This is a genomic window from Vibrio crassostreae (genome assembly GCF_041439375.1).
In the GTDB taxonomy this organism is placed as follows: domain Bacteria; phylum Pseudomonadota; class Gammaproteobacteria; order Enterobacterales; family Vibrionaceae; genus Vibrio; species Vibrio crassostreae_D.
The window spans coordinates 1-13,415 of sequence record NZ_JBGONY010000090.1 but is presented as its reverse complement, the minus strand read 5'-3'; the positions used below and the strand labels follow the sequence as shown (position 1 = coordinate 13,415).

8 protein-coding genes and 2 pseudogenes are annotated in these 13,415 nt (G+C 37.9%); 3 read left to right on the top strand and 7 right to left on the bottom strand.

The annotated features are described in order from the left end of the window. Window positions 1-192: hypothetical protein (locus ACED45_RS22775; RefSeq protein ID WP_371715080.1), on the top strand; the 192-nt coding region annotated here is incomplete at its 5' end. Between the two features lie 120 nt (window positions 193-312). After that, a pseudogene (locus tag ACED45_RS22770) lies at window positions 313-475 on the top strand (IS5/IS1182 family transposase); the annotation flags it as partial. A 95-nt stretch (window positions 476-570) separates the two neighbouring features. On the opposite strand, the gene ACED45_RS22765 reads toward ACED45_RS22770, so the two are convergent. From ACED45_RS22765 to ACED45_RS22735, 7 genes are all read right to left on the bottom strand, one after another. Then, window positions 571-3,846 (bottom strand): Ig-like domain-containing protein, encoded by a 3,276-nt coding sequence (locus tag ACED45_RS22765; RefSeq protein WP_371715079.1) that lies wholly within the window; start codon window positions 3,844-3,846, stop codon window positions 571-573. An 18-nt stretch (window positions 3,847-3,864) separates the two neighbouring features. Then, window positions 3,865-4,629 carry an outer membrane beta-barrel protein gene (locus ACED45_RS22760; protein WP_136973902.1) on the bottom strand — a complete coding sequence of 255 codons (765 nt, stop codon included), beginning with the start codon at window positions 4,627-4,629 and terminating at the stop codon, window positions 3,865-3,867. Window position 4,630: 1 nt separating this feature from the next. Then, complete coding sequence (locus ACED45_RS22755; RefSeq protein ID WP_371715078.1) at window positions 4,631-5,725, bottom strand: hypothetical protein; 1,095 nt, start codon at window positions 5,723-5,725, stop codon at window positions 4,631-4,633. Continuing rightward, a complete protein-coding gene (locus tag ACED45_RS22750) occupies window positions 5,722-6,480 on the bottom strand; it encodes a hypothetical protein (protein ID WP_371715077.1) in 759 nt (252 codons plus the stop codon). Before ACED45_RS22750 ends, ACED45_RS22755 begins: the two co-directional genes overlap by 4 nt. A gap of 8 nt (window positions 6,481-6,488) precedes the next feature. Next, window positions 6,489-9,239, bottom strand: coding sequence for a TcfC E-set like domain-containing protein (locus ACED45_RS22745; protein ID WP_371715076.1), 2,751 nt, complete (start codon window positions 9,237-9,239; stop codon window positions 6,489-6,491). Between the two features lie 15 nt (window positions 9,240-9,254). Continuing rightward, entirely contained in the window at window positions 9,255-9,890 is a 636-nt protein-coding gene (locus ACED45_RS22740; RefSeq protein WP_371715075.1) for a hypothetical protein, read from the bottom strand. Window positions 9,891-9,957: 67 nt separating this feature from the next. Then, a complete protein-coding gene (locus ACED45_RS22735; RefSeq protein ID WP_136973897.1) occupies window positions 9,958-10,533 on the bottom strand; it encodes a hypothetical protein in 576 nt (191 codons plus the stop codon). A 239-nt stretch (window positions 10,534-10,772) separates the two neighbouring features. On the opposite strand from ACED45_RS22735, the pseudogene ACED45_RS22730 reads away from it, so the two are divergent. Beyond that, window positions 10,773-11,622: pseudogene (locus ACED45_RS22730) on the top strand (IS5 family transposase). Window positions 11,623-13,415: the final 1,793 nt, after the last annotated feature.

Below are 13,415 nucleotides of genomic sequence, written 5' to 3'. Positions count from 1 at the left end.
AATAATCACCCATACTGGCCGTTTCTATCTGAGATCCAATTAGGAAACAAAGCCCCCTTAAACAGTAGAACATTGCACAACAACAGTCTAGCGACTAAATTTATCCGTTATACTTTACACACAAAAAATCTAATTAATATTTTAATTTTTCAATCACTTACAGAACCTACAATGCGTGATTTTGTTGCTTAAATCGATGGAACTAAATTGAGAACCTACGATCTGAACAGCCACATCCACTACCTCTCGTAGCCCTATGCCTAAACCTCGTCACAAAACAACCATCCTTGAGGTGTCAGATGATAGCGCTGACGTTCACTCTCAGAAACAGCGATATATCGAGTTAAACATTTGCTCAGAGTACAATTAGATTTCAGAAATTACAGCACACAGTCAGGGTGAAACTTACGCGATGATAAAAGCGTTGAACAAGCTTACTGGATTAGGCATGCCTGAAACTTGTCGTATTGACTAAAAAGCATGCGAAACGAGGTCGCTCTATTTCAAAATTCAATTACGCAAAAAATGCCACCAACAAATTCTTTGTTGGTGGCATTTTAAATATAACTTTTACTTTTTAATGCAAGTCATACTAAAGACCTCGGTCTGCCAGTGGTAACTTCGTGCACCAGTTTCAATATTAGTGAAGTATGCTGAATTATTGTCGCGCCAAGCCTCCCAGATCAGCTTGCTTCGACTGGGAAATGCTGTTGTCCATAAACCGCCAATACCATTCCCACGAAGATGCTGTATATCGTTGTGACCTGGTCGTTCAAAACCATTACGATTATTACAAAAATTAACAGCTTGATTCCACGTACCAGCTATAGGAACAATCCAATAATAATCGTTTCCAAAAACTAGACCGTTATCAACGGTATATCTTATGCTATCAGACGATCCATCAAGGCTTGCCGTTATTTGAGGGTTTGCCCAAGCATACGAGGAGTCATGGTTCATAGGGGTGAATACAACCCCTTTATCCACACTAACGCCACTCGCAGCATGAGAAAGGCTCCAAGCCGCACGATTTGTAACATCAACACTAGTACCATCACTCATATCCGCTACCGCTTTAAATGCTAGCCTATGATGTCTCACTGTTTCCGTGCCGTTTGGAGCGCTTACCGTCATACTTATTGCTATAGCGTTAGTCACGTTAAAGACTGCCGAGTCGCTATATGATTGGTTATACGAGTTAACGCATGATAATTTTACGTTTGCGTTCCCGATGTTATTTGAAGAAGCCAATACTTGGCCGCTTTGATCAACCGTTGCTACGTTATGATTGCTACTACTCCATGTACAACCCGGTATACCGTTACCAGTAGAAGCTGAACCATCACTATAAATTACTCTTGATGTTAGGCGATGAGATAACCCTTGTGGACGACTAACATTCGTCTCGGTAATCTCAACGCCCGTGATATATGCACTAGTCAATTTGATATTCTTCGTTAACGTCTTAGAGCCTAGTTGAAAAGTAATCGGTGATGAATTCTGAATCGTTAGGCCTGAAAATCTATTTTCATCACGATCAAAATGTGTATTATCAAAATTCCAATTAGCGCTTGGGTCTGTTGATACATCCCTAGTGCCATTAGTGTATGTAGCTGAGATCGTCAATTTGAATTTGCGCCCTAACGGATACGAGTCCGTAACTACACTAGTATTCACATCGGAAGCGGTAATACTATCGAGACTCACAAGCTGAGCTCCATTTACATTAATGGTTTGAGCTGTCGCTGATACTGAACCAGAACGCCATGTGAGCTCAATATAACCAGTAGTTGTGCTATTGGCTCTCGCTTTACAAGAGCTAGTATCACAATTAACAGTGACTAAGGAGCTGCCAGTTAACTCATTCCCTGCCGTACTATTGATCCATTTGATTGAGGTTCCCGCTTCATGTAATTGCTTTTTCGTTCCATCACTGAAGTTTATTTCACCAGTCAATGTAATTTCTGCTCCCAAAGGAACGGAGTTGCTCGATACATGCAAAGTACCACTGGTTACAACCGCATTAGTGACCTCCATTGACAATTTGTTCGAACGCAACGGATCATTAGATGCATCGTATTCTCCATGTACATCTGTCGTTCCCACTGTTTTACCAGTAAGTTGATTACCTTTAACTTCAAAGATTTCGGTACTTTGCACATAATTTGCAAGCGATTGATCGTAGGCAATCATATCACTTTCATGAGAGCCATCATTATAGTAACCCGACAAGTTTGCCGCTATAGGGTAGCCTTGCGCAACAACAAGTGAAGTAGTGCCTGTTGGGGGAGCTGCCGAAAGAGCAAGACTTGTCAGCATTCGCTTCCCTCTCAGTACACAAGCAGGAAAATAGCTCGTTAATGCTGATGTTGGATCATCCAAATTCGCTCTATCAATAGTGTAAGGTGGAAGTGAGATATCCATTAACTTATAGACACTAGAGCTTAAGTCTTCTTTAACCAGATAAGTCGTTGCATTAGGCCATTTAGATGAAGTCGTCCAACCTCGATCAACCAAAGATTTTAGTTCAGCGGCCGTCGCTATTTCAGCTCCAAGTAGATCGCAGTAATGAAGCAGATCATTACTGTTCAATCGTCCAACTAAGTAATTTGCCCCAGACTGACTCACATTAAACAAATCCGTAAACAAATAACTGTTAGCGACCAATTCATTGATGCCTTTGGGTGCAAAAAACAACGTTCCAGATGCTGGATGAGTGATATCCGTCCAAGTTGGAAGAGCGTCTTCATCCAATACAACAATGGTTAAGTGACCTATTGCATAAGCACCTTTTTTATCACTGACCACATAAGTGACACTATGATCTTTCTGAACGGAAGTTTGGAAGAAAAACTCCTTATTAGCAGGGTTATTAGCATTGGAAGCTTTAATTCTAGTATGTGGCGCGCTCATCGAATGGACATAAATAAGTTGTAGAGCATCGCCATCGATTGACGAGACATAAGGGCTCACATCAATATCAAACCCTGTACGAGCATTCTCCAGAGAAACATAGCCCTTGCCCGTATCATAGGTAACATCAGGGTTAAGAACTAAGATGCCTTGGTTTGCACTATTTGAAACCACAATATCTATAGTGCCACTATACGCTATCGCATTAGCACTATCCGTATAACTGTACATTAGCCTATCCAGGCCCGTAAATCCGAGGGCAGGCGTATACGTAATTTTATCATTACCAGTATCAACGTTTACAATTGACGCATTACCAAATGGTTGAGACACACTCCCCCCTAACGCCATATTTGAAACGTCCATACCCTGCTCTAGAAGTTCATCGAGTAGATTAATTGATACTGGTTGATAAACACTACTCGAATCGTTGACTAAAGCAATTTGAGAAAGAGGCGGCAGTTCTGTACTGTTAGCATTGCTTACAACAACCCTAACCATAGCAGTATTTGTATCAGTGCTTGACTGAGAAGATACACTATAAGCACTATTCGTTAGTGTGGCAATCTGGTAATTATAATCACATACTCTTGCCTGTTTCCGTGGAACAGTAAAAGAGTATTCATCAATAGACGAAACATTACACGTAGGGTCATTACTATTAACACTAACAACATTAGTTAACTTAAATGCATTATCATCGCTATCCTTCAACACAACGTCATACAAATCAACGACGAAGTCATCTTGGGCTAACTCTGTATTAAACAATGCATCTTTAGCAACAACTTGAACAGGAGCATCTACGTCTACCGGCTTCAGTGACGAATTACCACTTTCACTTTCACCACCACAGCCGTACAAAGTGGCAGTAGCAAGACTATACAATAAAAGCTTCGAACGATGTGAAAAAAAACTTTCTTTTATTCTCATTACAATATGCCTATATTACTATTGTTTTATTGGGTAAAAAATACGCTCACCCGGATAGATTAAATCGATTGATCTATTTCTCAATGACAATTGTGGGTTTGCTAAAATAACATCACCAAGTGGTATATTTAGTTTTTTACCAATCTTTGTAAGGTTGTCATACTTTATTACCACATAATAGTCATAATATTTCTTCGATTTTTTCTCTTGTAAGTTCATCTCACTTGATGAGATATTCACCTCATCAGTATCGGCAATAACACTTATCGGTTCATAATAAATGCTAGATTGTTCTTCCTTGAATCGAACGGAAAAATTATAATTTAAAGAAATAAGAAATGAGTATACGTCATCATATCTATTTGATATCAAACTTTGATAACCTACATCCACATACCAATCATTATTTAAATGGTAATTGATACCCATATTAATTGTAGGATTGAAATTATCTTCCAAATAACTCAAGCCAAAACCTGCATAAATTGATGCGTAGTCGCTCACTTGCCAATTTTTCTTAGAACGTAAGAAAATATCATTAGGTTGTATTTCATTTTTATTTGTAAAGTCTGTAAATCCTGTTTCTAACAACCATTTGCTTTCAAATTTATAACCAATAGAAAACTCGAAACCTTGTGACTCTAAATACTTTTCTTTGTTTTCTTTCAAACTGCTAACATAACCAACACCTAACTTCATGTTGTTGTAATTAACATCTAAACTTTCATTAGCTTTTAACCCAAAAGATAATAAAACTGATAGAAAAATAATCATTTTATACATGTTAAATCACCGGTTCGATAGTAACATCGACAATATCGTTATATTTACCAGAAATGAGGGTAGTACCATCTACGTTCGAGTAACCAAACCTTAAAACAAATGTAATATTTTTCGCAGGATCACTTCCAATCAGCACATTATCATTTTTAACTTCTCCGATTTTATCTACCATTTCGATAGTTTCAGTAAGCTTAGAACCGCACCTTATACATTGAATATAGTAAGGGATATTTGGACCTGACACGGATTCATGATTTAAAGAATACTTTCTGTTACTAATTGATAGCCTAATCCCATTATCGAAATACCCTGCAACACTTACACTGACATCTTCAGGCACACCATCAACAGTACGAGAGGTGGAATCATAAACTGTTGTAATATCGACATTTTTATTACTTAGATGTACACTTGTGATCCAAACAGGGTCATAGTTAATAATTATAGATATTGTTTCATTGATTATTCGATGAGTTAGTACGTTTCCAACGTAGTAGTTGACCTTAATTGAAATAGGAAGAAATGCGGTATAGACACCTTTAGGTTGCCCATCTAATGCTTTTTGTATATCAGCATCTTGAATATCAATAATTGGACGATATAGAATAAAAGGTATCGTAGAAGCAGCATTTGATATTTTACTAGCAGACATGCAGTTTGCCCCCCTCATATCAATCATTGAGCCGGAAATACTATCCTTTAAGCAAGCGTGTCCTAAACCAGAGTTAGAAATACTATTTGATATACCAGTCGTATTATATTGTACGCCTACAACACCAATTGGAACATTAGCCGACTCCCAGTAGCGACCGGTGACAGTACCAGAAAATCTAACATTGGTTGGCGGTGCAGCAACAAATGTACCAGGCACCCAATGATTAACAGTTGGTAATCCGAGTCTACTTGCTTGCGACCATTCCGCAGGAACTTTCGCTGAAACATCTACATTCAATGCGTTAGTCCATACTGTGCCAGTAATATCAATATTTGCTCGGTATTCTACCGCTGCAAATGCCCGAGAACCAAATAAAATATTAAGCAATGTTACAAATAATACTGTATTTAAAAAAAACACAATCATTAATATACGTTTCATGTTTTGTCCTTAATAAACCCCAGTGGATGTAATACTTTTTCAGTTTTATAACTACCATTATAAGAGGATACATTTATATTAAGAGACTTATCTTTTACACGCTCATTAAGAGAAAAAGTTTTAGTTCTACCAGCAACTACAACGAATCGACTGTAACATTGCTTTGTATTCGTCTTGCTTTCACAATCATCGATAGAAACATAAATCATTGTATTGCTTTTGTTCTCAACAGTAATATTTTCTGAATTTGAACGAATCGTATAATCTATTTTAGGTTTATCCGTTGGTATAATAAAAACGGGAGCGAAACCGTAATTTAGTTGCATTGAAGATGAGTTTTCAACACTTTCGTTAGGACCTTTATATGGAGCAGGCATAAAAGTAACAAAAAACATCAAATCTTTTGAGTCATCACAAGTTGTGTTGTAACAAAGACTTCGAATACCTACATTACGAGACTCACCAGGTTGGAGAACAAGCTTATTTAATGTTGTACTAATTTTCCAATGTTCAAAGTTACCTGAATTATAGGGCGTTTTTATAAAATCACTACCCTTATCATTCACATGAAATTCATCAATGTTCGCATTTACAAACAATGGTTTATCATTAGTATTAGCGACTGTAACGATTCCATTCTTATTCTTATCTGCAATCACAAACATTTTATCAATCGTCAAGCCAGACGCATTTACTGTTGATAAAAACTGAAGGCCAACAATGCCGATTAGATTAATAGTATTCAATAATTTCATATTCAAACCTAGTTATTTACAATTGGATATTTAATGTTGCTCGCACTATTTTTTATAACTATCTTTTTAAGTCGCTCTAACTGGTCAGAGTAATTAGCAAATAGTGCATTCATCATGGTCGTGTTTTGAGCAACATAAACAACCGTCATTGTTTGACCAACATTTTTTTTAATAATTTTGTAACCGTAGTCTTTTAATTGATTAAGGAACTCATTATTATCAATATTTTCCTGTCGAAAAACACCTATATAGCTAGCTCGATACCCCTTACCTTCCAACTCAATTTCGTGCATATTCGCATAGTCAGTTGGCAGACAATAGTTAAGCCCGAGATTAAGGCGTACAATTTTGTTTCTATTGGGAATAAAGCACTCGCCTCCTTCAGAAGCCAAGTGAAAATCCAACCCTTCTAAGACGGTCACACGGTAAACACCATCTGTAATTTCATTGATGCTAATACAACCTTCACCTTTACAAGTCACACCTTGAACTAAATCTTCGTTCAAATCATTAAATCCACTTATAAACGACACTTTTCTATGAACATTTGGCTTTATTGTTGCAATAGATCCTGGTGTTGTGAATAATTTAACGCTCGCATCACCAGTGTTATACAAGTCGACACTTTCTGTATCGAAAAACACTTCATACTTTTCATAATCTCCCAATGGAATAACCTCTTGATCTTCTTCGATCATTTTCTTGGTCATTATTTTTCCATCCCGCTTAACCATCAAATATCCACGGTCAATTTGATTATCATCGTCCCATTTTTCTTTATTATCAATATCTAAAACCAAATAAGAATTAGATGGGCTTGATGATACATATCCGTCTTCAAATAAAATTTGAGATGATGATAGACTCCCACTTATACCAACACTTCCATCACTAGAAAAATAAGCAGATGTACTCGCTCTTCCAAAAGGATTATTTAAATCGGCAGAAAACGTACCACTCTGCCAAAATGAATCGCGATTTCTATCGTAGGTACTAGAAACCTGTAAAGAATTAGAAATCAATTTTGAATCAAAGACCTGTCTCTTACTTATAGAGTTGGTCATTTGACTAATTGAAGCGTCATCTCCGCCTCCGTAAATACTCGAAGAAAAATCCATCGAATCAGATAATGGTAACGTCCAATTAAAAAACACAGCATTTGTATCAAAGTCTGTATTAAAACTGATATCGACAGTGGACTTATTTATGGAGTTGAATCTATATCCAATTGTTAGGTCATCGTAGTTATAGTTCTCTTCTTCGTATGTGCGCTCGCCATAAATATAGATTTCATCTAGTTTTCTATTATAAGAATACGTTGCATAAAAAGAAGAACTTAGTCCAAATCGGTAATTAGTCGACAAGTAGATTCGTTCATAACTCTCGTCACCATGAAGAGTATTAGCTAGATAACTACCTTGGTTATCCAGTCTTTCATAATTTATATTTCCGTAGTTTGACGACAAACCACCATTGATATAGTTTGCATTTTCAAATAATTTAACACTCAATGAGATATCAGAATCAACACTTAATAAAGAATAACGAATCCCACTTTCTAGTGCTGTATCTTGCGAAGACTTCATCAACCCTGATCCAATCATCAGCGATGGCAAAAGTTGATAACTTATTCTCCCTTGAACAAATAAATCGCTATCAATCACATCATCATTAATGGCATTATCAGGGGAGAGTTGTCCAAAAGCCAACATATAGTCTATGCCGCCTTGACTCAGTGTATCCGTATCGTTGTTATAAACAGAATAACTACCACGGTTTATAGTCTCTCCACCAAGTCTTAAAATGATTTCAACTTGATAACGTCCTCTTGGAAGCTCACTATAATTTACGGTATTTTTCCCTTCACTAATGCGACTTTGGTAAATAATTTTCCCGTCTCTTTGGACTTCAACATCACCGGACCGAGGTGAAAAGAATGCGAGATGCTTCTTCGATGATGCTTCGCTAACAAGCATGTTGGATGACGAGCCAAAAACGACAGCCGTTTGTGGAGCTTGCGAGTTAAATCCTAACAAGAAATCAGTACTATTTACCTCTGGCGAATATTTGAAGTAACCAGCTCTAATCACTTTGTCGAGCACATCAAGATTGTACGACAACTCGTAAGCAGTTAGCTCGTTGTGCTTTTCTGAAGATACCGCCACACTTAGGTCAGACCTCACATAACCGTATGGTAGCCCAAACGTTGCTTTATCATTAATAGTTAAAATTGAATTCTGGCTAGAATAAGCTGAAAAGTAAGCATCAACATTGTTAACAAACCCTGGTGAATCGTTAAAATTTGAATGATAATCAGAATATACATTTCTAGCATTTAAGTTCAATATCTTTTCATCAACAAAAAAATAAATTTCTTTATCATTAAAATTATATAAAAACTCATACAAATCAGGGGTTATCAAACAATCTCGAACATAACCTTGGCAAAAAGATTTGTTAGACCAACCATTCTCAAAATTTTTAATTATTTCTTCATGATATTCAGCTTTCACATCGTTAACATTTAAGTATTGAACAATCAAATCTCGATTCTCAAACTTAGCCGTGTCATAATTCGCATTAAATAACATTGGCTCGCTAAAACTACCATCAAGATTTTTTAATCGGATTAAAGTATCTTTAAAAGTAAAAAAATCATCGAACCCTTGAGGTACGGTTCCATTCTTTGCTTTAACTTCACCAAAAAATAAGGAACCTATCAAGATAGAAAATAAAGTATAATAGTACGATTTTCTCAAAATTTTTCACCAAATTCATATGCCAACAGTAACAGTAAACAACAATGAACCACTGCACTCTGTATTCAACGCGCTTCCTGTAGGCATTATTGAAGCAATACTATTGAAAGCCAAAAAGTCAAGATTCAATTGATGAGTGTTCTTTTTCATCTCAATCATCCCACCCGAAGGAACATACACTTCGGAAAAATCATTGACAGAAGTTACGCCATCATGACTACCTATACCCGTATAGGTGTAATCGTTACTGCCAGACCCAACCTTACTAATCTTTACAGCAACAAATGTAGGATTCATTTTTTGACTTGCAGAAAAGTCGACCTTATTTGATGGATATATCCTATTAGCACATTCTGCTTTATTCTCTGTAAGCTCAACTCTGTATGGGACATTTAAAGTCACACCCGAAACCTGATTAGGAATATCTGTTTCTATAACTAGACTCACAGTTTCACTCTCAAAACGACTGCCGTCTGACATTACCTTCAAATTAATATTATCTGGTATCATTTTAATATCAGTTATAGATTGAGTGTACAATTTTGAAACATCAACTTCACTTTGAATTCGAATTTTTTCTTCGTATCTCTTCACAGCAGAGTTAACATTTGATGTGAAAACCAGAATAAGTAGACCGAGATATTTTTTCATCGATTTTAAAACAACTTAAAATGGTGGCAGTGATAATTATTAATAACATGCCACCTATTATTAATAATTATGCCGCAGTCGCTGAAATACCAACTTCGATCGAAATATCTTTACCAGCAACTTCGCTTGGATTTAGTGGTGTATCATTTTTCACGCGAATACCTACTTCATTTTGACTTGTCGTTGTCCAACTGGCCTTTTCATCGACAGGAGTACCATTGATCGTCACGATGATAGGATTGTTACCACCATTTAGAGAAGCAATATCTACACCAGAGCCAATAGTTCCAGCCACATGTTCAACGCTCCAAGTGATATTAATGGCAGTAACAGCAGTACCATTGAGCTCTGAACCTATACCCCACTTATCACCGGGAACAGGAGCTGAAGCTGAACCAGTATTCTCACGCAACTCAAGCACAATATGATTAGATGCGAATTTTGCATTCGATTCGACGCTGATTAAATCCCCTCTAAATGCATCAGCTGTAGTGGAACCATTATGACCAGTAATCATGTAATCACCATGTGCGATGCCGCTACCTACTTGTCCGGTCCATGAAAGGGTAGCCGTACTACTTGCAAGAGCATTTAAGCTCACCGCACCAAAAGCAATACCCAAAATTAATGCGTGTTTTTTCATTTTTATCTCCTAGTTTTTATAAGCACAAATTTGAAACATGATTATAAGAACTAGGAGATAAAAATGAGATAGGAATACTCTGAGGCTTACGTAGTCATCCTCTCATGATGAGCTTTATTTCCTAAATCAAGGTACTAAATCTTCAACCTACGATCTGATCAACTACATTCACCACACGTTGTAGCCTCATGTCGAAACCTAGTTACAAAACAATCAATTGGAAGTAATGCAACCAAACGATTATTAACCGTTGCTCTCTGACTTATTAATTGATGACGAAACGATTAGTCAATGACCACAAAGCAAACAGGGTAAGCTCGGTAGCTCAAATCAGTTCAATGATTTGGCTATCATTAAAGCGAGTATTACCAATACCCCAGAGGGCATTCCAAGGATTCATCTATTCGATATTTGGATTAGCCTATGATCGTTAAGTTGTCCGTAGGACACTTGTAGTAGCCGAAGAACCAAGCAAGTAGAGATTTCATTTAAGACAAGGGCGATACGACACTTAGCCATTGATGCGACTGGTCTTAAGGTTTATGGCGAAGGCGAAGGTGAATGGAAAGTAAAAAACACGGGACAGATAGTAGGAGTAGTGTCTCGAGAAAGCTTCATATTGAAGTTGATACAAGCACTCATGAAATCATCGCAGTTGAGCTAAGTTTATCGACGGTTAGCGATGGAGAAGTGCTCCCGAATTGACTGAACCAAACACGGCGAAGCATCCTAGAGGTGTCTGGTGATGGTATTTATGAAACGAGAGCGTGCTACGCTGCTATTAAGATTAAGCGAGTGACTTCGCTTGTTCCTCCAAGATAAAGGGTAGCGTTCAGGAACTCGACCATTCTCGAAATCGCTCAGTGGGTTGCTAGAAATTATACGGCTCAAATACGTATTGAGAAGAGCGGTATGGTTACCACAAACGCTCACTCTCAGAAACGGCGATGTCACAAGTTAACCAATTGTTAGAAGGACGACTAGATTTCAGAAATTACAGCACACAGTCAGGGGGAAACTCGCGCTACGCTCTAAGCATTGAATTTGCTTACTAAGCCAAATATGCCTGAAAAATATCGAGTTGATTGAAAAAGACGAAAAACAGATCTATTCGATTTCCAAATTAAATTAGCAACACATATGGACGCACCTCTGGCTGCAGTGACTAATTGAAGGGTACGGCGGCTAATATATATCCGACGCATTTCTAGGTCTACTTACGACCAGCTCAATGAGTATTTCTCTCCTTCCTATCTATCCTAACGTGCTTTTAAATCAACTTGTTGCGTAATCAGACTATAGTAACGATGGCTCTCCGTTTTCATCGGATTGAAAGCTCGGTTAAAATCATACTCACAATCAACGGCTAGAACACATCAGACCACACGCCCAAGCTTATTTGCCAAAGCTATAATCGCTCTAGCCTTGCCACATCGTTCAATCAGTCCCCTTAACCAAACTCACAACGGTGTAAACCGCGAATAAGTTACTCATCTGCAGTAGTTTCACTAAACTCAGAACCGTACAAGTGGTGATAAGCTGGGAACTTAGCCACTTCATTTGATAAACGATACTGCGTATCTCTCTATCTGATACTTCCGCTTTAAGCAGTGTTTCCAGTCTCGGTTAAGCCTATTGATAAGTTGGCCAGTTTTGGGAAGCAAGTTCGGTAATCGTGCTCGCTATGCCTTACAGTTTGAGAGATTTTAAGGTGCTCAAGAGTACTTATTTCTTTATCTCTGCCGTTTCTTTGCAACAAGATAGACTGTAAGTATTTAAAACTGTATGGCAGTAGATGGACGATACGAAATTTCGTAATGAACCGGGTTCACGCTGAACTACTAATAAGTAATATCCCCAATCGTAGATGATATGGGTTGTCTCATGTTTTGACTTGAACACGCGTTGCTGCTCAGCCACGAACTGCCACTCCGCAATGATGAATATTTTATCGGGATTGGCGTGCAGACTGACTCTGTGGTTAGCGTAACTCGTTGGTACTGAATATTATTTATATCGAAGTGTACCAAACATGTCGAGGACACTCGCTTGCTTTACTCGATAAAGCCATAGAATGGCGCCGTTACTTTCATTAAGTGAGAGCGCTCGTTGAACCAGACTTATTCAATGGCTTGGTTACTATATTGAGGGGCTGGCGCGATTGCCATTCCTGAACCCAATGCGCTTCAAGCCAAGTAGTTATTCAAGCATTGTTACTCTCGGGATGCGTTGGCCAATGATTGACCTCGCATCACGAACGTTCTTTTCTACTTGCCCTTTTCCCCCACCCTACAGTGGGACTACAAAAATCAGCTTCGAAAAGGTAATGGTTGACCATTAAAAAGCGTCGATTGACTAACGCTTATTACCTTTCTTCATTGTATCTACTGCGGTTTTCATGTTGTCATAAATACCGCACTCAGGCACGTCTTGGAACACCCAAAAGGCTTGATTTTGGGCATAGAACAACATTTCATAACTCGGCGAATAATAGGCTCTCAGGAGAAACGCGCAACTATTACTGAGTTTAAAATGTGACGCTGGCATCAGCCGATACCTTAAAACCAAGCCCTAACAAGACTTGCTAAACATTACTCCATAGCTCATCAGCCATTACCTGGAAGTAGGTAACTTGTGTGGAGCAACTTGTCTCGATGAGCCTTCCGGTTTGACGAGACAGTTCCATCAATATTCAAAATGCAAACTTGGAAGAAATTATTATCGACAACTTGAATAAACATGGTTGTTACTCCTACTCTTAATGGCTATACCTTTAGTTGGCGCAGCTATGTTAAAAGAGAGATGTGTACATTACATCAAAGCAAATTGGCTTTGTTGCGTAATTAAATTTAAAGATAGAACTACCCCGTTTCGCGTATTTC